This is a genomic window from Variovorax sp. 770b2 (assembly GCF_900115685.1).
Lineage (GTDB): Bacteria > Pseudomonadota > Gammaproteobacteria > Burkholderiales > Burkholderiaceae_C > Variovorax.
The window spans coordinates 255,574-278,366 of sequence record NZ_FOXJ01000005.1; the positions used below are offsets into that span (position 1 = coordinate 255,574).

Consider the following 22,793-nt stretch of genomic DNA (forward strand, 5'->3'; position numbering starts at 1 on the left):
CGTCCACGGGCGGGAGAGCGATCGCCTCGGTGCGGCTGGCTTGCGGGACAGGGAGGTGCTGTGAGGAGGGGGGTGGACGTGATGGACATCGATCGGCTGCTGATCCGGAATTCCGAGGCCCGGCAGGCGCATTGGCGTGCGACGGAAGCCAGCCGCAGGGCGGCGGGTTTTCTCATCGGCGTGTGCGTGGTCGCCGTCTACAGCTGTGCGTTCGTGGTGTCGATGATCTGCATGTGCGACGACCCGGTGGAGTGCGGGTGCAGCCGGTCGCCCGGTGCGCTGATCGAGCACGCGATGGGTTGGAGTCCGCCGGCGTGCGCGTGCATGAAATGAGACCGCCGACGCGGCGAAACGCAGTCTCCCCCCTCCGACCAGGTAGGCCCGGTTCGCAAGAACGCCTCTAGAAACGCCTCTAGAACTCCGCCCCCTCGACCAGGAAGCGCAGGCGCCGCACGCCCTGCCATTCGTCCGCATCCAGGCGGAACGCGAGCTTCACTTTCGGCGGCAACGGCTCGGTGTGGCTGAACCAGATCGCATCGATGGGCTGGCCCTGGTGGCGCAGCTTGAGCGCCAGGTGCTTCTCGCCGACGAGGCGCTGCGACACCACTTCCACGTCCTCGCTGAAGGTCGGCGGCGCAAAGCCCTGGCCCCACACCTCGCGGTGCAGCGTGTCCACCAAGTCGATGCGCATGTACTCGCGCGCGATCGGCCCGTCGGTCTCGATCTGGCGCGTGAGCGCGGCCACGGCCAGCCACTCGCCGGCCACCTGCGCGAGCGCCTGCTCGAAGGTCTTGAAATGCTCGCGTGCCACGGTGCAGCCCGCCGCCATCGCATGCCCGCCGAAACGCAGCAGCACGCCCGGATGGCGCTTGGCCACCAGGTCCAGCGCATCGCGCAAATGAAAGCCCGGAATCGACCGGCCCGAGCCCTTGAGCTCCTGCTCCTTGCCCGGCGCGCCGCTCGCGGCGAACACGAATGTCGGGCGATGAAATCGATCCTTGATGCGCGAGGCCACGATGCCGACCACGCCTTCGTGGAAGTTCGCATCGAACACGCTGATGGCGGCCGGCGGGGCTGCGATGCCGTTGCCGCTGTCGTCGGCGGCGAAGAGCGATTCGGCCAGCAGCAGCGCCTGGTCGCGCATGCCGCCCTCGATGTCGCGCCGCTCGCGGTTGATGCCGTCGAGCATGCGCGCGAGTTCGTCGGCGCGGCCCGCATCGTCGGTCAGCAGGCACTCGATGCCCAGCGTCATGTCGGCCAGGCGCCCCGCCGCGTTGATGCGCGGGCCGAGCGCAAAGCCGAAGTCGAAGGTGGTGGCCGCCGACGCCGTGCGGCCCGCGGCCTTGAAGAGCGCGGCCACGCCCGCGGGCATCGCGCCCGCGCGGATGCGGCGCAGGCCCTGCGCGACCAGGCGGCGGTTGTTGGCGTCCAGCTTCACCACGTCGGCGACGGTGCCCAGCGCGACCAGCGGCAGCAGCGCATCGAGCTTGGGCTGCGTGGCCACGTCGAACACGCCGCGCGTGCGCAACTCGGAGCGCAGCGCGAGCAACACGTAGAACATGACACCGACGCCCGCGATGCTCTTGCTCTCGAACTCGCAGCCCGGCTGGTTCGGATTCACCAGCACATCGGCCACCGGCAGTTCGGGGCCGGGCAGGTGGTGATCGGTCACCAGCACCTGCAGGCCGCGCGCTTTCGCAGCCGCCACGCCCTCGACGCTGGCGATGCCGTTGTCCACGGTGATCAGCATGTCGGCGCCGCTGTCGGCCACGCGTTCGGCGATGGGCGGCGTGAGGCCGTAGCCGTCGACCACGCGATCGGGCACGAGGTAGCTCACGTGCTTGGCGCCCAGGAGGCGCAGGCCGCGCACGCCGACCGCGCACGCGGTGGCGCCGTCGCAGTCGTAGTCGGCGACGATGCACAGGCGCTTGTCCTGCGCCATCGCGTCGGCCAGCAGCACGGCGGCTTCGCGCGTGCCGCGCAGGGTGTCGGGGAGCAGCAGGCGGGCGAGGCCGTCGTCCAGCTCGTCCTTGGCCATGACGCCGCGCGCGGCAAACAGGCGCGCGAGCAGCGGGTGCACGCCGGCCTGCTCGAGCGCCCAGACGGTGCGCGGGGGAATGTCGCGGGCGATGATCTTCACAGCGCCCCCAGCACCGTGGCGGCGCGCGTGCGGTTGAACAGGCTGCTCGCCCAGCGCGCGAGGCCGCGTTGCTGCACGGTGTAGCGCTGCGCGGCGCGGTCGCCGCAGAGGGTGAGCGCGACTTCGGCGCCGCGCGTGTAGTCGGCCAGCAGCGAGGCGATGTCGCCCGCGTCGAGCGCCTGCCAGGCCTCGGCCCAGCCGGCGCCGTCGTCGCGCAGGGCCGACACGCGCAGCGCGTCGCTCACGGCTGGCGCGGGCGCTGCCGCTGCGGGCGTGGCGCCTTTCAACGCGCCGGTGCCGCTGAGCCAGAAGGAGTTGATCGGCGGCACGCCGCGCGCGGCGCGGTCGTCGTTCACGCGCTGCGTGTAGAGCAGCATCTGCATCTCGTTCTGCAGCCGGCGCAGCGGCCGCGCCGAATCGCCCAGCGGCGACCACTGCGAGATCGGGTAGCCCACCGCGCGGTCGATGGAGGCGGTGGCGAGGCCATCGAAGATGCGCGCGCGGGCGAGCCAGCGGCCGGGCGTGGGGGAGGCATGCAGCGCGATGCCGTCTTCTTCGAAGAACGGCCGCGCCACATCGAGCAGCGCAGCCGATTCGGCACCATCGATCTCGATGGCGGCCGGATCGCCCAGCGCCACGTCGTCGATGCCGACCTGCCAGTTGCACAGCGTGACGACGCCCCAGCCTTCGGTGTCGTCGGGGGTGGCGAGGCCGGCCTGGCGGGCTTCGAGCGCGGCCCAGGGGATGCAGCCATCGGCGGCGGCGATGCCCAGCGCCTTGGCGAGCGCTCTCTCGTGCGGAGGCGAGCGCGTGCTTTCGTCTTGCGTGTCGGTGTCCGCGAGGCTGAGGCGGGAGAGCAGGGATTCGAGGTTCGGGAGCTTCAGAGCCGGCAATGCCGCCCGGCACGCCGGGGAACCGCGGCCGGCGAAGGGGATCAACAAGTGACGTGGGGGGTGTTCGGCCATCCCTCTATTGTCCCGGAAGCCCCTCGACTTTCCGTGATGCCACAATTCCGCCGTATATGACCTACCCCCTCGCTCCTCACCTCGTGTATTCGCTGCCCCCCAAGGGCGGGCAAATTTCCTTTGAGGCGGCCCGGCAGGAAATTTGATGCGACTCCCTTATGAACTGCAGCTCGGCTGGCGCTACACGCGCGCAGGCCGGGCGACGCGGCGCAACGGCTTCATCTCCTTCATCTCCGGTGTCTCGATGCTCGGCATCGCGCTGGGCGTGGCGGCGCTGATCATTGTGCTCAGTGTGATGAACGGCTTCCAGAAAGAGGTGCGCGACCGCATGCTCGGGGTGGTGTCGCACATCGAGATTTTCTCGCGCGACGGCCAGGCGCTGCAGAGCCTGGACGACATCATGGCCGCCGCGCGCAAGAACCCCGAGGTCATCGGCGCGGCCCCCTTCATCAACACGCAGGCGCTGATCGCGCGCGGCGAGGACATGAAGGGCGCGATCGTGCGCGGCATCGATCCCAAGCTCGAACCCGAAGTGACTGACACCGGCGGCATCGCGAGCAAGGGCACCTTCGACAAGCTGGTGCCGGGCGAATTCGGCATCGTGCTGGGCATCGAGCTCGCGCGATCGCTCTTCGTGCAGCCGGGCGACAAGATCACGCTGGTGGCGCCGGGCGGCCAGGTCACGCCGGCCGGCGTGGTGCCGCGCCTGAAGCAGTTCACCGTGGTGGGCACCTTCGATTCGGGCCACTACGAGTACGACTCGGCGCTGGCCATGGTTCACGAGCAGGACGCGGCCAAGGTGTTCCGCCTGGAAGGCCCCACGGGCATTCGCCTGAAGCTCAAGGACCTGAACGAGGCCCGCGACGTGGCCGACCAGCTGGCCGTGAGCCTGCCGGGCGAATTCCTGATCCGCGACTGGACGCGCCAGAACAAGACCTGGTTCGCGGCCGTGCAGGTCGAGAAACGCATGATGTTCATCATCCTCACGCTGATCGTGGCGGTGGCGGCGTTCAACCTGGTTTCCACGCTGGTGATGACGGTGACCGACAAGCGCGCCGACATCGCCATCCTGCGCACGCTGGGCAGTTCGCCGCGCAGCATCATGGGCATCTTCGTGGTGCAGGGCGCGATGGTAGGCGTGATCGGCACCGTGGCCGGCCTGCTGCTGGGCCTGGGCATCGCCTACAACATCGACGTGATCGTGCCGTTTCTCGAACAGCTCTTTCACGCGAGCTTCTTGCCCAAGGACATCTACCTGATCAGCAAGATGCCGAGCGACCCGCAGCAAAGCGACATCATGCCCATCGCGATCATTTCCCTCATCCTGTCCTTCCTGGCCACGCTGTACCCGAGCTGGCGCGCCAGCCGCGTCAACCCTGCCGAGGCGCTGCGCTATGAGTGAAGTTGTCCTGAAGGCCCGCGGCCTCACCAAGCGCTTCCAGGAAGGACGCATCGACCTCACCGTGCTGCACGGCGTGGACCTGGACGTGCATGCCGGCGAAACGCTGGCCATCGTCGGCGCCTCGGGCTCCGGCAAGAGCACGCTGCTGCACCTGATGGGCGGGCTCGATGCGCCCACGGCGGGCAAGGTCGAACTGCTCGGCAAAGACATCGCGCATGCGGATGCCGCGGAGCAGGGGCGGCTGCGCAACCAGCACCTGGGTTTCGTCTACCAGTTCCATCACCTGCTGCCCGAATTCAGCGCGCTCGACAACGTGGCGATGCCGCTGAAGATCCGCCGCGTCGAATCGTCGCAAGCCGCGCAGGCCGCCGCGAAGATCCTCGGCAGTGTCGGCCTGGGGGAGCGTCTTCACCATCGCCCGGCGGAACTCTCGGGCGGCGAGCGCCAGCGCGTGGCGATCGCGCGCGCCTTGGTCACGCAGCCCGCGTGCGTGCTGGCCGACGAGCCCACGGGCAACCTGGACCGCAGCACGGCCGATACGGTGTTCGAGCTGATGCTCGACCTGGCGCACCGCCATGGCACGGCCTTCGTGATGGTCACGCACGACCAGGAACTGGCCAAGCGCTGCGACCGCGTGCTGCAGCTGGTGGCGGGGCGGTTGGCGGGCTGACCTTTGTCTTTCTCCCTCCCCTCCGGGGGAGGGCCGGGGTGGGGGCACAGCGGCGTTCGACGCCATGCAGCCTTGGAGGCCGCGCGTGCCCCCATCCCAACCTTCCCCCAGAGGGGGAAGGCGCTAATGCAACACCTCTTCGGCTTGACGCGCATCCAGCGGCAGCACGCACAGTACTTTGCCGCCAAGCGTCAGCACGAGGCCGAGACGGCCGCCGATCTGCATCACCTGGCACATCGCGCGCGGTGCATCGGACCTGGGTGCGATCGAAGCCGACATCGAGAGCACGCGCGCCGGTGGCTGCCGCAGCATCGCGAACAGCGTGCGCGCATCGCAGTCGTGCAGCGCCTGACGGTACACATGGAAGACCGCTTCAGAGCCGCCGTCTCCCGCGTCCTTGTTGTCCTGCCGCAGCCGCAGCAATGCGCGATGCAGCTGCTGACGGCAAGCCGCCTCTGTCTTGCCACTGGCCTCTGCAATTTCCTTGAAACTGGCCTCGAACACTTCGCGCAGCAGCACCGCGGCGCCATCGGCGGGACTCAGCCGCGTGGACAGCAGCCGCAATGCCTGTCCGACCTCTTGCGCCAGCGCTGCGTGGGATTCGATGGAGAAAGTGTCGGGTGTGGGCGCGAGCGCCTGCGCATCCTGAAGCCAACGCTGCATCCAGTGGCGCCGTCGCAGCCGGTCGATGGCCAGGTGCTGCATCACGGTGGTGAGCCAGGCCTGCGCGGCGTCGAGTGCGGGCCTGTCGCCCTCTTCGAGCGCGCGCAGGTAGGTGTCCTGCACCACGTCCTCGGCCTCGGCCGTGTTGCCCAGGAGGCGTGCCGCGGCACGCACGAGCCGGCTGCGATGTGCCGGAAACTGCGACAGGTAGCGTTCATCGAGCATCGGCACAGCTTGCCACAGCCCCTGCAATGTCACGAAACTGTGGGCTTGTTCGTCAAGACAGTTCAACCACAGGAGTTTTTCTTGATCATGGAAACCGACGACGACACCAAGCCCGCGGCCACGGCCGAGCCGCGCAACTCCTACCTGGAGGAGAAGGCGTTCAAATCGCGCACGCTGCTGATCTTCGGCAGCATCACCGACGCGGTGGCCGCCGACGTCACGCGCCGGCTCATCGCGCTGGACGCGGACAACCAGCAACCCATCGACATCCTGGTGAGCTCGCCCGGCGGGCACCTGGAGTCGGGCGATGCGATCCACGACATCGTGCGTTTCATCGGCGCGCCGGTGAACATGATCGGCACCGGCTGGGTGGGCAGCGCCGCGACGCACCTGTTCCTGGCGGCCCCGCGCGAGCGGCGCGTGTGCCTGCCGAACACGCGCTTCTTGATCCACCAGCCCAGCGGCGGCGCGGGCGGGCAGGCGACCGACATCGCCATTCAAGCGCAGGAAATCATCAAGGCCCGCCAGCGCATCGCGCACGAGATCGCGCGCGAGACCGGCAAGCACATCGACGTGGTGCTGGCCGACATCGAGCGCGACCGCTGGCTCTCGGCCGAGGAGGCGGTGGAGTACGGGCTGGTCTCGCGCATCATCCAGCGCAAGACCGAGCTGAAGTAGTTACTTCGGCTTGTAGGCGACGACGTCGATCTCGACCTTGGCATCGACCATGAGGCGTGCCTCGGTGGTCGAGCGCGCCGGCTTGTTCTCGCCGAAGTAGCCCATGTAGATGCGGTTGAAGGCACCAAAGTCGCGCGCGTCGTGCAGCCACACGGTGCTCTTGCACACGTCGTCCAGCGTGGCGCCGGCCAGCGCGAGCACCTTCTTCAGGTTTTCCATCACCTGGCGCGTCTGCGCCTCGATGCCGCCCACCACGATCTCGCCGTCGGCATTGGCGGGCACCTGGCCCGACACGTAGATGAAATCGCCCGCGCGCACGGCCGGGGAGAAGGGGCGGGCCTGGCGGTCCGAGGCGACGGGCGGGGCGCCGAGGTATTCGAGGGGCATGGGAGGACTCCTGAAATGAGAGAAATGAAAGGGAAACGGATCGCAAGTATCGATCCAATCTGAAAATCTATTTCAGAATAACCCTCGAACAAGGGTTAACACGGATGATTTGGCATGAATACTGCTTCAAAGTCCGGGCCGAAAAGAAAATTTCTTTCACAAACCTCGCCCGCCCCATGAAGGAGTTCCCCATGCCCCACGCCGCTCACGTCGGTCTTGTCCAGCGCCTGCCCAAGCTGTCGAAGCGCAGCCTGCTGGGTGCCTCCCTGCTCGCGATGCTGTGCGCCGCACTGCCGCATCAGCAAGCGCATGCGCAGGGCCCGCGCAACTTCGCCACGCTCGCGATGGTGGCCGAGCCGCAGACGCTCGACCCGATGGCCTCCACGGCCGATCTGGTCGGAACCATCATGCAGCACGTGTACGAGACGCTCTACACCTTCGACGCCAAGTGGAACGTGGTGCCGATGCTGGCCGAGACCATGCCCAAGATCTCCGCCGACGGCAAGACCTACGCCATCACCCTGCGCAAGGGCGTGATGCTGCACAACGGCCGCGAACTCAACGCCGACGATGTGGTGGCGAGCCTGCAGCGCTGGATGGACCAGTCGCCGCGCGGCAAGGCCGTGGGCAAGGAAATCGAGACGCTCAAGGCCAAGGGCCCGCTGGGCGTGGAGATCGTGCTGAAGGCGCCGTATGCGCCGCTGCTCTCGCAGCTCGCGCTCCCCAGCGGCATGGCCGCGATCATGGCCAAGGACTCCATCGCCTCGCCGCTGAAGGACTTCGTCGGCACCGGCCCCTACAAGTTCAAGGAGCGCCGCCCCGACCAGTTCGTGCTGCTCACCCGCTTCGACAAATACGCGGCGCGCAAGGAGCCCGCGAGCGGCTACGGCGGCAAGCGCGAAGCGGTCATCGAAGAGCTGCGCTTCGTGCCCGTGCCCAACGCCAGCACGCGCGTCGAAGGCGCGCTGGCCGGCCAGTACGACTTTGCCGACCTGCTGCCGGTCGAAGCCCTGCCGCGCCTGGAGAAGTCCGGCGGCAAGACCGTGCCGATCCTGACGCCGTCGTTCGGCTTCCCGTACCTCGTGCTCAACACCAAGGAAGGCGTGGCTTCCAACCAGGCCGTGCGCCAGGCGATCCAGTCCGCGCTCGGCGAAGGCGAAATGCTCGCGGCCGGCTTCGGCGACACGCGCTTCTTCGTGGCCGAAGGCAACCACTTCCCCAAGGGCTCGCCGTTCTACTCCACGGCCGGCGTCACGCTCTACAACGAGCGCAACGCACCCAAGGCCAAGGAAGCCGCGGCCAAGGCTGGCTACAAGGGCGAGCCGATCCGCGTGCTCACCAGCCGCCAGTACGACTTCCACTACAACATGTCGCTGTTGATGGCCGAGCAGTTGAAGCGCGCCGGCTTCAAGGTCGACCTGAACGTGGTCGACTGGGCCACGCTGGTGCAGCGCCGCAACGACGCCAAGCTCTGGGACATCTACGTGACCCACTCGGGCCAGTTCCCCGAGCCGATGCTCTCGCCGCCGCAACTGGGCGACGGCGCGCCCGGCTGGTGGGACACGCCCGCCAAGAAGGCGGCGCTGCAGGCCTTCAATGTCGAGAGCGACCCGGCCAAGCGCGGCGCGCTGTGGGGCAAGGTGCAGCAGGTCGTCTACGACGAGGTGCCGTACATCAACGTGGGCAAGTTCAACGGCCTCTCGGCCAAGAGCCCCGCGCTGGACAACTACACGCCCGCGACCTGGCCGTTCTTCTGGAACGCGAAGATCAAGTAAGCCGGGGGACACAGCCATGCCATCGCGTCGCCAACTTCTGCAAGCCAGCGCACTGGCCTCCGGCCTCGGAGCCTTGGGCCTCACGGCCTCCACCGCACAGGCCGCCAACACGGGTCCCGTGTACGCCTACGTCGGCACTTACAGCGACGGCGGCAAGCCGTGGCGCGGCGGGCGCGGCCTGGGCGTCCACCAGTTCGTGGTGGACGGCGCGACCGGCGCGCTCAAGCCCATCCCCGGCGCGCCGCCCGCGGTTGCCAGCACGGGCAGCGATGCCAAGCTGCGCAACCCCGCATCGCTCGCGCGGCACCCGAAGCTGCCGATGCTCTATGCGGCCAACGAGTTCGAGGCCGGTTCGGTCTCGGCCTTTCGCATCGGTGCGAACGGCGCGCTGACGTTCGTGGCCGAGATGGCGTGCGGCGGCAAGGACCCGGCGTACATCAGCGTGCATCCGGATGGCCGCTTTCTCTTCACCGCGAACTACGCGAGCGGCGATGTCAGCGTGATCGCCCTGCGCAGCGATGGCGGCTTCGATTCGGACGTCGCCGCCGTCGTCTACAAGGACGCCGCGGCCTGCGGCGCCACGCCCTGCAAGCCGGGCGCCGACGTGGTGCCGGCCGCGGCCCGCTCGCACGAAGGCTTTGCCACCAGCGACCACGACGGTCCGCATGCGCACATGGTGCACAGCGACCCGACCGGCAACTTCGTGCTGGTCGCAGACCTTGGGCTGGATCGCGTCATCTCGTACCGCTTCGACCGCATCACCGGCGTGCTGAGCCAGCCCGGCACCGTCGCGGTTTCCGAAAGCTCGGGCGCACGCCACTTCATCTTTCACCCGAACGGCAAGTGGTTCTACCTCGTGAACGAAGAGGCCTCGACCATCGCCTTCATGCGCTACGACGGCGCCACTGGCGTGCTCGCATTGGTGAGCGAAACCTCGGCGCTGCCGCAGGGCTTCAAGGGCACCAGCTACGCCTCGGGCATCCGCATGCTGCCGGACGGCCAGCACTTCGTGTCGCTCAACCGCCTGCACGATTCGATCTCGCTCTTCAGGATCGACGCCCGCACCGGCGCCCCCACGCTCGTGCGCGAGGAGTGGACGCGCGGCAACTACCCGCGCAGCTGCACGCTCGACCCGAGCGGCCGCTTTCTCTACGTGTGCCACAACAAGCAGGGCGACAACGTCACGGTCTTCCGCGTGAGGAAGGGCGACATCCAGTTCACCGGTCAGTACGCGGCCGTCGGCAGTGCCGCCGCCATCGAGTTCTCGTCGTGATGAAAAGTGCTTCGCTTCGCTACATCGCCTCGCGCGCCCTGGGCATGCTGGTGGTGCTCGCCCTCGTGGCGGTGATCGTCTTCGTGCTCACGCGCGCCGCCTCGGGCGATCCGGTCTCGGTGCTGCTGGGCGACCAGGCCACGGCCGCCGACATCGCGCGCGTGCAGAAGGAATACGGCCTGGACAAACCGCTGCCCGTGCAGTTCGGCTACTGGCTGCGCGAAGTGCTGCAGGGCAACCTGGGCACCTCGATCTTCCTGCAGCGCCCGGTGACGCAGGCGCTGTGGGAGCGCGCCGAGCCCACCACGCTGCTCGCGCTCATGGCCGTGGCCATCGCGGCGCTGATCGGCGTGCCCTGCGGCATCGTCTCGGCGGTGTTCCGCGGCCGCGTGGTCGACCAGCTGTTCACCGGCGTCGCGATGCTAGGCGCCAGCATTCCGAGCTTCTGGCTGGGCATCGTGCTCATCCAGATCTTCGCGGTGTCGTTCGGATGGTTCCCGGTGTCGGGCTACGGCGCGCCCGACGCGGCGCTGGCCGAGCGGCTGCATTCGCTGGTGCTGCCGGCCACGGTGCTGGGCCTGTTGAACTCGGCGCTCATCATCCGCTTCACGCGCGCCTCCATGCTCGACGTGCTCGGCGAAGACTACGTGCGCACCGCGCGCTCCAAGGGCCTCTCCGAAAGCAAGGTCGTGCTCAAACACGCGCTGCGCAATGCACTGGTGCCCATCGTCACGGTGATCGGCCTCACGGTCGCGCTGATGATCGGCGGCGCCGTCATCACCGAGACCGTGTTCGGGTTGCCGGGCGTCGGCAACCTCGTGGTGAGCGCGGTGCTGCGGCGCGACTATCCGGTGATCCAGGGTGCGCTGCTCGTGATTGCGGCGATCTACGTGCTCATCAATTTCTCCATCGACCTGCTGTACGCCGTCGTCGATCCGCGCGTGAAGGTCTGAGGGAAGAAAAAAATGCAAATGCCACGAATGCTCCGCCAGCTGATGCACCGCCGCATCGTGATGGTCTCCGCGCTGGTGCTGCTGGTGATCGCGATCATGGCGATCGGCGCGCCGCTGTTCGCTTCCATCGACCCCAACGACACCGCCGTGCTCGACCGACTGAAGGCGCCGAGCGCCGAGCACCTGCTGGGCACCGACGAGCTGGGCCGCGACATGTATTCGCGCATCGTGCACGGCGCGCGCTACTCGCTGGCCATCGCGGCGCTCACCGCGCTGGGCTCGGTCATCGCCGGCACGGTGCTGGGCCTGATGGCCGGGTTCTTTCGCCGTCTCGACACGCCGCTGATGCGCGTGGTCGACGCGATGATGTCGTTCCCCGACATCCTCCTGGCCATCGCGCTCGTGGCCATCCTCGGGCCTTCGCTCATGAACACCGTGCTCGCGCTGGTGCTGGTGTACACGCCGCGCGTGGCGCGGGTGGTGCGCGCATCGACGCTGGTGGTGCGTGAGCTGCTGTTCGTGGAAGCGGTGCGCGCGCTGGGCGTGCGCACCTCGCGCATCCTGTGGCGGCACATCCTGCCGAACCTGATGTCGCCGATCCTCGTGCAGGTGTCGTTCATCTTCGCCTACGCCATCCTGGCCGAGGCGGGGCTCTCGTTCCTCGGCGTCGGCGTGCCGCCCGAGATCCCGACCTGGGGCACCATGGTCGCGGGCAGCCAGCAGTACGCGCACCAGGCCTTCTGGGTGGTGCTGTTCCCGGGGCTCGCGATTATCTTCACGGCGCTCTCGCTGCAACTGTTGGGCGATGGCGTGCGCGACCTGCTCGACCCCAAGCTGAAGAAGACCTCGTGATGACGAATCCCACGAACACACCAAGGCTCACGGTCAGCAACCTGAGCACGAGCTTCCCCACCGAAGACGGCCTGATCCGCTCGGTGGCCGATGTGAGCTTCTCGATCCAGCCTGGCAAGACCACGGCGCTGGTCGGCGAATCGGGCTCGGGCAAGTCGGTCACCAGCCTCACGCTGATGCGCCTCTTGCCCAAGACCGCGAACGCGCAGGTCAGCGGCTCGGCCTCTTTCGTCACGCGCGAAGGCAAGACGGTCGACCTGCTGCAGATCGGCGAGCGCGAGATGCGGTCGCTGCGCGGCAACCAGCTGTCGATGATCTTCCAGGAGCCGATGACCAGCCTGAACCCGGTCTTCACCATCGGCGAGCAGATCGCCGAGAGCGTGCGGCTGCACAAGGGGCTGGACCGCAAGGCCGCGCTCGCGCATGCGCTGCGCATGCTGGAACTGGTCGAGATTCCGGCCGCGGCGCAGCGCATCCACGAGTACCCGCACCAGCTCTCTGGCGGCATGCGCCAGCGCGTGATGATCGCGCTGGCCATGGCCTGCGACCCGACGCTGCTGATCGCCGACGAGCCCACCACGGCGCTGGACGTGACCATCCAGGCGCAGATCCTGGAACTCATGCGCCGGCTGCAGGCCGAGACGGGCATGAGCATCCTCTTCATCACCCACAACCTGGGCGTGGTCGCTCACCATGCGGACGACGTGGTCGTGCTGTACGCGGGCCGCGTGGTCGAGAGCGCGCCTGTGCGGCCGCTGTTCGCGCAGCCCGAGCACCCGTACACGCAGGGCCTGCTGGCGTGCCTGCCGGGCAAGGCGCGCGTTCCCGGGCAACCGAAGCCCAAGCGCCTGTTCGCGATCCGCGGGCAGGTGTCCAGCCCGCTCGCGCCGCCGCCCGGCTGTGCCTTCGAGCCGCGCTGCGACCTGGCGCTGGCCGGTTGCAGCGCCGCGATCCCGCCGCTCATCGACATCCGCCAGGGCCGCCAGGCCCGCTGCATTCGCGTGCAACCCGATGCCCCACTCGCGAGGGTCGCATGACCGCCGTTTCCGTTTCTTCCTCTTCTTCTCCCCTCATCGAAGTCCGTGGCCTGAAGAAATACTTCGGCAGCAGCGACCGTCCGGTGCGCGCGGTCGATGACGTGTCCTTCGCCATCCAGCCCGGCGAGACGCTGGGCCTGGTCGGCGAATCGGGCTCGGGCAAGAGCACCATCGGGCGCACCGTGCTGCGGCTGGTCGAGCGCACGGAGGGCCAGGTGCTCTACCGCGGCGAAGACATCGGCGCGCTCTCGGGCGAGCGCATGCGCAAGCTGCGCAGCAAGTTGCAGATCATTTTCCAGGACCCGTATGCGAGCCTGAACCCGAAGATGCGCATCAGCGCGATCCTCGGTGAGGCGCTCTCCACGCACGGCCTGCACAAGGGCGCCGCCGCACGCGACAAGCGCATCGCCGAACTGCTGGAAACCGTGGGCCTGCGCGCCGAGCATGCGAGCCGTTTTCCGCACGAGTTCTCGGGCGGGCAACGCCAGCGCATCGGCGTGGCGCGCGCGCTCGCGGTGGAGCCCGAATTCATCGTGGCGGACGAGCCGCTGTCGGCGCTCGACGTGTCCATTCAATCGCAGGTCATCAACCTCCTGGCCGACCTGCGCGAGCGCCTCGGCCTCACGATGCTCTTCATCTCGCACGACCTCGATGTGGTCGAGTACCTGTGCGACCGCGTGGTCGTGCTGTACCTGGGCAAGGTGATGGAAGTGGCCACCACCGACGAGTTGTTCGCGCGCCCCGCGCACCCCTACACGCAGGCGCTGCTGGCCGCGAGCCCCAAGCCCGATCCCGAAATGGCCACCGAGCGCATCGCGCTCAAGGGCGACATTCCCAGCCCCATCTCGCCGCCCTCGGGCTGCGTGTTCCGCACGCGCTGCCCGCACGCCATCGAGGCCTGCGCGCAGACCGTGCCATCGCTCGACGAGATATCTCCCGGACACTACAGCGCCTGCATCCGCAAGGAACTGCTCTCCAACATCGCCGCATGATCATGACCATGACAGACACCGCCGCCACCAAAGACTTCAACGACCCGCTGCTGGGCAGCAACTTCAAGGGCTATCCGCGGACGCAGGCACCGCGCCTGCGCAGCGAAGTCGGCGCCGCCGGCTGGAACGTGCTGGCCGGTGACCTGCCGCTGCCGCTCGCGATGCTCAAGCGCGAGGCACTCGAACACAACCTCGCATGGATGCAATCGCGTGTGCGCGAATGGGGCATCGACCTCGCGCCGCATGGCAAGACCAGCATGTCGCCGCAGCTCTTCCAGCGCCAGTTGAACGCGGGTGCGTGGGGCCTGACCTTCGCCACCGTCACCCAGCTGGCCGTGGGCGTGGCCGCCGGCGCGCGCCGCACGCTCATCGCCAACCAGGTGGTGAGCGATGAAGACCTGGCGGGCATCCAGTTGCTGCTGAGCGCGACGGCGGGCCTGCGCATCGTGTTCCTGGTCGATTCGCTCGCGCAGCTCGCGCTCATCGACGACTGGGCAAAGCGCCATCCCGCGAGCGTGCCGTTCGAAGTGATGATCGAGATCGGCGTCGAAGGCGCGCGCACCGGTTGCCGCACGCATGAAGAGGCCGTGACGCTCGCCACGCGATTGCGTGCGAGCGATGCGGTCAAGCTCGTCGGCATCGAGACCTATGAAGGGCAGGGCGCCACCGGCGTGAGCGAGCCCGACACGGCCTATGCGAACACGTTGATGGACCGCGTGGAAGCCATCGCCCGCCACTGCGATACGCAGAAGCTCTTCGAGACCGACGAGGTGCTGGTCTCGGCCGGCGGCTCGGCCATCTTCGACCTCGTGGCCGGGCGCCTGAAGCCCGCGCTGGGCTCGCCGGTGCGGGGCCTGTTGCGCTCGGGCTGCTACGTCACGCACGACCACGGCTTCTACAAGCGCATGGTGAGTGCAGTCGACGAGCGCCTGGGCTGCGAATGCGGCGAAGGCCTGCGTCCCGCGATGGAAGTCTGGGCCACGGTGCAATCGCACCCCGAGCCGGGCCTGGCGATTCTTGCGGTGGGCAAGCGCGACATCTCCTTCGACCTCTCGATGCCCGTGCCCATCGCGCGCGCGGCACGCGGCGCGCGGGAGGCAGAGGCCGTGCCCGCCGGCTGGAAGATCACCGCGCTCAACGACCAGCACGCCTACCTGCGCTGGGACGCGAGCGAAGAGGCCGAGGCGCCGGCGGTCGGCGACCGCGTGGGCCTGGGCATCTCGCACCCCTGCACCACCTTCGACAAATGGCACTGGATGCCCGTGGTCGAGAACGACTACCGCGTGAGCGACGCCGTCGCCATGCACTTCTGACACCGCACCGATGACGCCCTCCCTGCTTCAGAAAATCGCCGAGCTTCGCAGCAGCGCGCCAGCCACGCGGCGCGCGATTCTCGACCTGATCCTCGAAGACCCCGACCGCGCGCTCGAAGAGAGCTTCGAGCAACTGGCCGAGCGCTCGCGCAGCTCGGTGCCCACCATCATGCGCACCTGCCGCGACCTGGGCTTTGCGGGCCTGCGCGAGTTCAAGCTCGCGCTCGCGCAGGAGCTGGCGCTCGGCGGTTCGCCGCTGCACCGCCGCGTCAACATCGAGGACGCGGCCGACGAAGTGGTCGGCAAGATCGCGCGCAGCGCGGCGGCCTCGGTCTCGGGCGTGCGCGGCCAGCTCGACATGCAGGTGCTCGACGGCGCCGTGGCGGCCATCGCGGCGGCGCCGCACGTGGACCTGTACGGCGCGGGCGCCACCTCGTGGTTCATGGCCAACGACCTGCAGGCGCGGCTGTTCCGCCTCGGCCTCTCGGCCAATGCCTGGGCCGACTATCACCTGCAGCAGGTGGCCGGCGCGGCGCAGCGGCCGGGCGGCGTGGTCATCGCCATCTCGCACGTGGGCGGCATGCCCTCGCTGCTGGACGCGGTGGACATCGCGCGCGGGCAGGGCGCCAAGGTGGTCGCGCTCACGCGGCCCGGCACGGCGCTCGCGGCGAAGGCCGACTTTTTGCTGGGCCTTTCGGTGCCCGACGACGCGGTGATGCACGTGGGCATCGACGCCTACCTCACGCACCTCACCGCCATCGAGATCCTCACGGTGCTGGTCGCGCAGCGACGCGGCGAACCGGCCGTGCAGCGCCTGCAGCGCGCACGCGAAGCCTTCCAGCGCCACGGCATCGACGCCACCACGCACCCGCTGCAAAGCTGGGACGGCGGCGGCATCAACGAAAAAGGAGGGCGCGCATCGTGAGCGAGCCGAAAGCCGTGAAAGCCATACTGCTCGAAGCCGGCCTCGTGGTCGACGGTTCGGGCGGACCCTCGTGGCCCGGCGACGTGCTGCTGCAGGGCGACCGCATCCTCGCGCTCGGCGAGGGCCTCCGCGGCCGGCTGCCCGAGGGCTTGAGCGTTGCCGACCTCGACATCGTCGATTGCCGCGCCAAGGTGATCGCGCCCGGCTTCATCGACGCGCACACGCACGACGACGCGATCGTGCTGCGCGACCCGCTGTGCCTGCCCAAGGTGTCGCAGGGCATCACCACCGTGGTGACGGGCAACTGCGGCATCTCGCTCGCGCCGTACCGCACGCCCCAGTCGAAGCCGCCGCTCACGCTGCTGGGCGCCGATTCGTTCAGGCACGCAACCATGGCCGAGTACCGCGCCGCCGTCGATGCGACGCAGCCCGCGCTCAACGTGGCCGCGCTCGTGGGCCACACCACGCTGCGCTTCGCGACGATGCAGGCACTGGACCGGCCCGCGAGCGGCGACGAACTCGCGCGCATGGAGGCGCTCCTGGACAGCTGCATGGCCGATGGCGCGCACGGCATGTCGTCGGGCCTGTTCTACGAAGAAGCCTTCGCCGCGCCGGCAGAAGAAGTGACCGCGCTCGCGCGCGTCGTGGCGCGCCACGGCGGCGTGTACGCCACGCACCTGCGCAGCGAGATGCAGCAGATCATCGAGGCGCTGCACGAGGCCGGCGACTCGGCCTTCGACGCCGGCGTGCCGCTGGTCATCTCGCACCACAAGTGCGCCGGTCCCGCGAACTGGGGCCGCACGAAAGAGACGCTGCCGCTGATCGAATCGCTCGCACAGCGCCAGCAGATCGCGATGGACGTGTACCCCTACGTGGCCGGCTCCACCGTGCTGCGCGAAGACCTGGTGGACGGCGTCATCGACGTGCTGCTGACCTGGTCCGACCCGCATCCCGAGATGACCGGGCGCCTGGTCTCCGACATCGCGCGTGAATGGGGCACCACCGAGCAGGAGGCGTGCCTCCGCCTGAAGCCCGGCGGCGCGTGCTATTTCCAGATGCAGGAAGAGGACGTGGAGCGCGTCATCGCGCACCCGCTCACCATGATCGGCAGCGACGGCCTGCCGCACGACCGGCATCCGCATCCGCGGCTGTGGGGCGCGTTCCCTCGGGTGTTCGCGCGCTACTGGCGCCAGCGCCGCCTGTTCACGCTGGAGCAGGCCGTGCACAAGATGACCGGCATGACCGCGCGCAACCTGCGCATCGCGGACCGCGGCCTGCTGCGTGTCGGCACGATGGCCGACGTGGTCGTGTTCGACCCCGAGACCATCGCCGACACCGCGACCTACGACAAGCCGCACGGCGTGAGCGTGGGCGTCGAGCGCGTGTTCGTGAACGGCGTGCTGGCCTATCGCGGCGGCGAGGGCGAAGCGAAGGTGCTGGCGCGCGCGGGCCGGATGCTCACGCGCGGAAGCTGAAGGCTAGGCAAACACCAGGCACACCGGCGTAGGCACCTGCGCCACCTGCACGGGCTGGTCGAGCCGGCCGCTCGCGGGGTCGATGCGCAGCCGCAGGAGGGTGTCGCCCTTCTGGCTGAGCGCATAGAGGTGGCCGCCCCCCGGCGCCATCGCCAGCGCGCGCGGAAAGTGCAGGCCTTCGCTCCAGTGCTGCAGCGGCGTCAGCGCGCCGTTGCCCGCGTCGATGCGGAACGCGGCGATGCTGTCGGCCATCGGGTGGTCCGACTTCAAGCGGCGGTTGGTCGCGTAGAGGAATTGCCCCGAGGGATGCATCACCAGCGCCGCCGCGCTCTTCTGGCCGCTGTAGCCCTCGGGCAAGGTCGAGACGCGTTGGCGCTGTTCGCCGACCTTGCCGCTCGCCGCGTCGTAGCCGAAGGAGGCGACCGTGGCATCGAGCTCGCTCACCAGGTACAGGAAGCGCTGCGATGGATGCAGCGCCAGGTGGCGCGGGCCGCTGCCGGGCGCGACGGATGTGCGGCCGAGCAAGGCCAGCTTGCCCTCGGCCAGCGTGAAGGCGTTGATGCGGTCGGTGCCGAGGTCGGTGGCGAGCAGGCGCTGACCCGAGGCGTCGAACAGCACCATGTGCGGATGCGGCGATTCCTGGCGTTCGGTGTCGGGCCCGGCGCCGGTTTCCTTCTCGATGCCCGAGACCTTGCCGAGCCTGCCGTCCGCCCCGATGGGCAGCACGTTGTAGGCGCCGCCGCCATACAGCGCCACGGCCAGCGCGCGGCCATCGGGCGACACGGCCACGTGCGCCGGGATCACGCCCGAGAGCGAGAGCGGCTGGCGGTCGAGCAGCGTGAGGCGCCCGTCGTTCGCATCGATCGCATAGGCCTCGGCCGTGCCGGTGGGCAGGCCCTGGTAGGTGTCGATTTCGTTGATCGCGTAGAGAAAGCGCCGGCTCGGATGCACCGCGAGGAACGAAGGGTTCGCGCTCGCCACGGTCTGCACCGGCGTCCAGCCGCCGTCCCGCATCGCGAGCACGTAGATGCCCTTGGAGGCCGGCCCGCCCGCGGTGCCGCCGGGCGCGTCGAAGGTGTAGGTGCCGACGTAGGCGAAGCGTGGCGCCGGCGCATTGCCGATGGCCGGGCTGCCGCTCGCGGTGTCCGGGGTCTGCGCGCCGGCGGGGACCAAGGGCGTCAACGCGCCGAGCGCGGAGGCGCCGCCGATCCACTGCATGACGGCGCGGCGGTTCTGGCCGGGTTGGCTGGGGCTGTGTGTCATGGGTTTCCTCTCGTTCACGGCCGCACCGACATGGCATGGTGAAAGATGTTGTTCGGGTCGTAGCGCCGCTTCACTTTCTGCAGGAAGCCATGGAGCCCCTGGTCCCCGTAGTAGAGCTGCGGCCAGAACGGGTACGCCAGCATGTCGTTGTCCGGGTAGTTGATGTAGCAGCCTTCGTAGCGCTCGCCGGGGTAGGGCGTGCCGGCGTAGCGCTCGGGCACGTCCGGCGTGCCGTACACGTCGCGGTAGAAGTCGCCGATCCAGCGCAGGTGACCCGCATCGTCCGCCGCGCTGCGCCAGTAGGTCTGGTACTGCAGCTTCATGATCGAGGCGCGCTGCGGCACGGCGGTGTCGCCGATGCGCTCGGGCTTGTTGACTGCGCCGCCATAGGAATCGACCTGCACCAGCGACTGGCTCAGATCGACACCGGGCATCGTGCGCGTGAGGTGCGCGTAGATGCGCTGCGCCTCGCGGGCGCTGAAGTTCTGCTTCATGTAGGCCGACTTGTATTTGCCGCGCTGGTTCTCGCCCGAGCCGTTGAGGTACTGCGTGGCCGTGAGCCAGTCGTAGCGCGTCACGGTGTGCGGCTTGGCGCACAGCAGTTGCCCCGCATCGCGCTGCGGCGCCGGGCCCACGCCGGGCGGGCGGCCCTTCAGGGGCACCGGTGCGCAGGCGCGGAAGCGATCGAGAAAATCGTTGAGCACCGAGAGGTCGTTGCAGGTGCCGTCGGGGTTGCAGAACTGCGTGAGCATCACGACCTGGCCCGACGAGCGGTGCGTGAGCTTGAGCAGCGAGAACATGCCCCAGGTGTCGGGCGCCTTGCCGCGCGTGGCCCAGTAGTCGCCGTAGATGGAGAGCAGTTCGGCAAAGCGCGCGGGCGTCATGGTGGCCCAGTCGAACGCGACCACCGCGATCGCCACTTCGCGCGGCGCTGTCGGCAGCGTATCGAACACATAGCTGGTGATCGCGCCGAAGTTGCCGCCGCCCGCGCCGCGGCAGGCGCGGAACAGCTCGGGCTCGCGGGCCGCATCCACCGTGCGCGGCACGACCTTGCCGCGCGCATCGACCGTGAGGATGTCCACCGCGGAGAGCCAGTCGACCGTGAGCCCTTGCAGGCGCGACAGGAGGCCATAGCCGCCGCCGCAGATGTGCCCGCCCGCGCCCACCGAATAGCACGAGCCGCCGGGCAGCGTGACGTTGCTCTGCTTGTACAGCTCCAGGTAGCCGTTCCAGTTCTGCGTGCCGGGGCCGATGCGGTAGCGCCCGTCGGTCTTGTGGGTGCTCGCGCCGGAGAGCAGGCTCAGGTCGAGGATCGCGCCGTCGGGGTTGTTGGAGACGAAGTCTTCGTAGCAATGCCCACCGCTGCGCAGCGTGGGGCGCAGGCCCGCATCGACGATGCGCTGCAACGCCGCGGCGGCATCGGTCGCGTTCTCCGCCAGTTCGATGCGCGAAGCCGCGTCCGACTCTGCCGAGGGCCATCGCAGGTTGAAGCCCTTTTTCAGGGTGTTGTAGCGCGCATCCTGGCGTGTCACGGTGATGGTCATGGGCACTTTCTGAGGGACGTCTTGCGACGGTGGGAGCCGAAGAAGGGAAGGGGCCTGCGTTGCGTCCTATGCGCGGGTATTCATTTGCCGGTTCGGCTGAAAAGTGAAAGGTTTTTTCTTATTTCTGCCGAATCGAACTGAATATCGCGAGATGGCGCTCATATTGCCGTCAATTCCGGGAATATTGAAATAGATTTTCAGGCGCACTGCGCCCGCAAGGCATGTGCTTTTCCCGTAGCGAACACGGCGTTCGCTGCGCAACAAAGGGCCGGGGACGGCGCTCGCGAACTCAGCGCGCCGCGGCCTCTTCGTCTTCCGCCTGCGCCTGGAACATGCGCGTGAATTCGCAGCACTCCTGCGCCAGCATCACGATCGAAGAGGTGAGCGCGCTGCGGTGCTCGCCCTTGTGCATCGCCACGTAGCGCACCACCGGCAGCGGCGGCGTGACCTCGATCACCGCGAGCATGCCGGCCGCCACCAGCGGCGCGAGGCATTCGCGCGGCAGGTAGCTCACGCCCAGCCCCGACACGGTGAGCCCGGTGAGCGCCACGAGGTTGCTCACCACGATCACGTTGGAAGGCTGCACGCCCTGGTCCTTCATCCACGCGTCGTAGGCGCGCCCGGTGCCCGAGTTGTTGCCTTGCACCAGCATGCGGTGGCGCGCCAGGTCGTGCAGCCGCACGGTGCCCGTCGTCTGCACGACACCGGGCTTGCACATCCACGCGCTCTTGACCTTGCCGATGACCTTGCTCTGCATGCGCGAGTCGGCGAAGGTGTCGGGCACGATGACCACGTCGAGCGCATCGACCAGCAGCTTGTCGCGCAGCTGCAGGCTGTCGTCCACGTCGGGCTCCAGGATCACCTTGGGGTAGTGCTGCTGGATCAGCCCGACCAGGCGCGGCAGCCACGTCATCGCGGTGAGCTCGGTCACGCCGATGCGGATGCGCCGCTCCACCACGCCGGGCTTGCCGAACTGCTCGACCGCGGCATCGCGCTGTTCCAGCAGCTTCTTGGCGAGCACGAACATCTCCTCGCCCTTTTCGGTGAGGCGCGCGGTGCGCTGGCTGCGGTCGAAGAGCTCGGTGTCGAACAGCAGCTCCAGTTCATGCACCCGCTTGGACACGGCCGACTGCGAGGTGTGCAGCTGGTTCGCCGCCTGCGCGAAGCCGCCGAGCTGGCCGATCCAGTAGAGGGCTTCGAGTTGCTTGAAGGTTATCACGGTGCGGCTCTCCTCTGGGAACGGCCTGAAAGAACGCTTTTGCTCATGCAATTCGATCACAAAAAATCGCTTTTAGAAATTCATCGCGACGCCGAAGATTCGCCCAGCCCACCCGTCACTGCAAACCAAGGAATACACGCCATGGACTTCTTCAAACTGCTGCCTCTCGCCCTGGGACTCACCCTCGCCTTCACCTGCGCCCCCGCCAGCGCCCAGGACGGCGGCACCCTGCAGAAGATCAAGGAGAGCGGCACGATCCAGATCGGCGCGCGCGACAGCCAGATCCCGTTCTCCTACAAGCTGAGCGCCGACAGCGCGCCCATCGGCTTCACCAACGACATCTGCCTGAAGATCGTCGATGCGGTGAAGGCCAAGCTGGGTCTCGCGAAGATCGACGTGCGCTACACGATGCTCAACTCGACCAACCGCATTCCGCTCCTGCAGAACGGCACCGTCGACCTGGATTGCGCGACCACCACCAACACCACGCAGCGCCAGGCGCAGGTCGATTTCGCGCCCAGCCACTTCGTGACCAACATCACCGCCGCGGTGCGCAAGAGCTCGGGCATCAACACCTTCGCCGACCTCAACGGCAAGAACGTCGCCACCGTCTCGGGCAGCACCTCGATCCAGCTGCTGCGCGGCGCGCGCAAGAGCGGCACGATCGAAGTGAACGAGATCGCGGGCAAGGACACCTCCGACGGCTTCCTGCTGCTCTCGACCGGCCGCGCCGACGCCTACGTGCTGGACGACGTGCAGCTCGCCGGCATGGTCGCCAGCGCCACCAACCCGGGCGACTACAAGCTCCTGAAGGAGTCGCTGCGCCAGGAGCCCTACGGGATCATGCTGCGCAAGGACGATCCGCAGTTCAAGGCGCTGGTCGATGAAACGGTCGGCGGCCTCATGAAGTCGGGCGCCATCGACCAGCTCTACGCGAAGTGGTTCATGTCGCCGATTCCGCCGAAGAACGCGAACCTGAATTTCCCGATGTCCGACGCGGTGCGCGACATCTACAAGAACCCGAACAACAAGGGCGTCTGAG

At 68.3% G+C, this 22,793-nt stretch carries 21 protein-coding genes; 14 read left to right on the forward strand and 7 right to left on the reverse strand.

Annotated elements, in window-relative coordinates:
- Positions 1-78: 78 nt before the first annotated feature.
- The gene (locus BM133_RS25115; RefSeq protein ID WP_143100215.1) at positions 79-333 is read left to right on the forward strand and encodes a hypothetical protein; all 255 of its coding nucleotides are present in this window, start codon (positions 79-81) and stop codon (positions 331-333) included.
- 79 nt (positions 334-412) lie between these two features.
- Here BM133_RS25115 and recJ read toward each other — a convergent pair whose 3' ends face one another.
- Both recJ and BM133_RS25125 read right to left on the reverse strand, forming a co-directional pair.
- Positions 413-2,140 carry a single-stranded-DNA-specific exonuclease RecJ gene (gene recJ / locus BM133_RS25120; protein WP_093439936.1) on the reverse strand — a complete coding sequence of 576 codons (1,728 nt, stop codon included), beginning with the start codon at positions 2,138-2,140 and terminating at the stop codon, positions 413-415.
- Positions 2,137-3,081 carry a hypothetical protein gene (locus BM133_RS25125; RefSeq protein WP_256219353.1) on the reverse strand — a complete coding sequence of 315 codons (945 nt, stop codon included), beginning with the start codon at positions 3,079-3,081 and terminating at the stop codon, positions 2,137-2,139. Before BM133_RS25125 ends, recJ begins: the two co-directional genes overlap by 4 nt.
- A 169-nt stretch (positions 3,082-3,250) precedes the next feature.
- Between BM133_RS25125 and BM133_RS25130 the strand changes: the two genes are divergently transcribed.
- Together BM133_RS25130 and lolD are read left to right on the forward strand one after the other, a co-directional pair.
- The gene (locus BM133_RS25130; RefSeq protein ID WP_093439941.1) at positions 3,251-4,507 is read left to right on the forward strand and encodes a lipoprotein-releasing ABC transporter permease subunit; all 1,257 of its coding nucleotides are present in this window, start codon (positions 3,251-3,253) and stop codon (positions 4,505-4,507) included.
- Positions 4,500-5,177 carry a lipoprotein-releasing ABC transporter ATP-binding protein LolD gene (gene lolD / locus BM133_RS25135; RefSeq protein ID WP_093439943.1) on the forward strand — a complete coding sequence of 226 codons (678 nt, stop codon included), beginning with the start codon at positions 4,500-4,502 and terminating at the stop codon, positions 5,175-5,177. The genes BM133_RS25130 and lolD overlap by 8 nt, the downstream gene beginning before the upstream one ends.
- A 123-nt stretch (positions 5,178-5,300) precedes the next feature.
- Here lolD and BM133_RS25140 read toward each other — a convergent pair whose 3' ends face one another.
- Entirely contained in the window at positions 5,301-6,065 is a 765-nt protein-coding gene (locus BM133_RS25140) for a sigma-70 family RNA polymerase sigma factor (protein WP_177224937.1), read from the reverse strand.
- Between the two features lie 87 nt (positions 6,066-6,152).
- On the opposite strand from BM133_RS25140, the gene BM133_RS25145 reads away from it, so the two are divergent.
- Positions 6,153-6,743 carry an ATP-dependent Clp protease proteolytic subunit gene (locus BM133_RS25145; protein WP_093439947.1) on the forward strand — a complete coding sequence of 197 codons (591 nt, stop codon included), beginning with the start codon at positions 6,153-6,155 and terminating at the stop codon, positions 6,741-6,743.
- On the opposite strand, the gene BM133_RS25150 is transcribed toward BM133_RS25145, so the two are convergent.
- The gene (locus BM133_RS25150) at positions 6,744-7,130 is read right to left on the reverse strand and encodes a RidA family protein (RefSeq protein ID WP_093439950.1); all 387 of its coding nucleotides are present in this window, start codon (positions 7,128-7,130) and stop codon (positions 6,744-6,746) included.
- 191 nt (positions 7,131-7,321) lie between these two features.
- Between BM133_RS25150 and BM133_RS25155 the strand changes: the two genes are divergently transcribed.
- The 9 genes from BM133_RS25155 to BM133_RS25195 are packed head-to-tail and all read left to right on the forward strand — an operon-like array spanning position 7,322 to position 17,725.
- The gene (locus BM133_RS25155; RefSeq protein ID WP_093440386.1) at positions 7,322-8,905 is read left to right on the forward strand and encodes an ABC transporter substrate-binding protein; all 1,584 of its coding nucleotides are present in this window, start codon (positions 7,322-7,324) and stop codon (positions 8,903-8,905) included.
- Positions 8,906-8,921: 16 nt separating this feature from the next.
- Positions 8,922-10,178 (forward strand): lactonase family protein, encoded by a 1,257-nt coding sequence (locus BM133_RS25160; RefSeq protein WP_093439952.1) that lies wholly within the window; start codon positions 8,922-8,924, stop codon positions 10,176-10,178.
- Positions 10,178-11,131, forward strand: coding sequence for an ABC transporter permease (locus BM133_RS25165; protein WP_093439955.1), 954 nt, complete (start codon positions 10,178-10,180; stop codon positions 11,129-11,131). The genes BM133_RS25160 and BM133_RS25165 overlap by 1 nt, the downstream gene beginning before the upstream one ends.
- A 12-nt stretch (positions 11,132-11,143) precedes the next feature.
- Positions 11,144-11,983, forward strand: coding sequence for an ABC transporter permease (locus BM133_RS25170; RefSeq protein WP_093439957.1), 840 nt, complete (start codon positions 11,144-11,146; stop codon positions 11,981-11,983).
- The gene (locus BM133_RS25175) at positions 11,983-13,020 is read left to right on the forward strand and encodes an ABC transporter ATP-binding protein (protein ID WP_093439959.1); all 1,038 of its coding nucleotides are present in this window, start codon (positions 11,983-11,985) and stop codon (positions 13,018-13,020) included. The genes BM133_RS25170 and BM133_RS25175 overlap by 1 nt, the downstream gene beginning before the upstream one ends.
- A complete protein-coding gene (locus BM133_RS25180) occupies positions 13,017-14,012 on the forward strand; it encodes an ABC transporter ATP-binding protein (protein WP_093439961.1) in 996 nt (331 codons plus the stop codon). Before BM133_RS25175 ends, BM133_RS25180 begins: the two co-directional genes overlap by 4 nt.
- Positions 14,012-15,325 carry an amino acid deaminase gene (locus BM133_RS25185; RefSeq protein ID WP_093440389.1) on the forward strand — a complete coding sequence of 438 codons (1,314 nt, stop codon included), beginning with the start codon at positions 14,012-14,014 and terminating at the stop codon, positions 15,323-15,325. Before BM133_RS25180 ends, BM133_RS25185 begins: the two co-directional genes overlap by 1 nt.
- Before the next feature lie 10 nt (positions 15,326-15,335).
- On the forward strand, positions 15,336-16,250 hold the full coding sequence (locus tag BM133_RS25190; protein ID WP_093439963.1) for a MurR/RpiR family transcriptional regulator: 915 nt from the start codon (positions 15,336-15,338) through the stop codon (positions 16,248-16,250).
- The gene (locus tag BM133_RS25195; RefSeq protein WP_093439965.1) at positions 16,247-17,725 is read left to right on the forward strand and encodes an N-acyl-D-amino-acid deacylase family protein; all 1,479 of its coding nucleotides are present in this window, start codon (positions 16,247-16,249) and stop codon (positions 17,723-17,725) included. Before BM133_RS25190 ends, BM133_RS25195 begins: the two co-directional genes overlap by 4 nt.
- A gap of 3 nt (positions 17,726-17,728) precedes the next feature.
- On the opposite strand, the gene BM133_RS25200 is transcribed toward BM133_RS25195, so the two are convergent.
- The 3 genes from BM133_RS25200 to BM133_RS25210 all read right to left on the reverse strand — a co-directional run bounded on the left by BM133_RS25200 (position 17,729) and on the right by BM133_RS25210 (position 21,748).
- Positions 17,729-18,988 carry a lactonase family protein gene (locus BM133_RS25200; protein WP_093439967.1) on the reverse strand — a complete coding sequence of 420 codons (1,260 nt, stop codon included), beginning with the start codon at positions 18,986-18,988 and terminating at the stop codon, positions 17,729-17,731.
- Positions 18,989-19,002: 14 nt separating this feature from the next.
- Complete coding sequence (locus BM133_RS25205; protein ID WP_093440391.1) at positions 19,003-20,532, reverse strand: FAD-binding oxidoreductase; 1,530 nt, start codon at positions 20,530-20,532, stop codon at positions 19,003-19,005.
- A 289-nt stretch (positions 20,533-20,821) separates the two neighbouring features.
- The gene (locus BM133_RS25210; RefSeq protein WP_093440394.1) at positions 20,822-21,748 is read right to left on the reverse strand and encodes a LysR family transcriptional regulator; all 927 of its coding nucleotides are present in this window, start codon (positions 21,746-21,748) and stop codon (positions 20,822-20,824) included.
- Positions 21,749-21,892: 144 nt separating this feature from the next.
- Between BM133_RS25210 and BM133_RS25215 the strand changes: the two genes are divergently transcribed.
- Positions 21,893-22,792 carry an amino acid ABC transporter substrate-binding protein gene (locus BM133_RS25215; RefSeq protein ID WP_093439970.1) on the forward strand — a complete coding sequence of 300 codons (900 nt, stop codon included), beginning with the start codon at positions 21,893-21,895 and terminating at the stop codon, positions 22,790-22,792.
- Position 22,793: the final 1 nt, after the last annotated feature.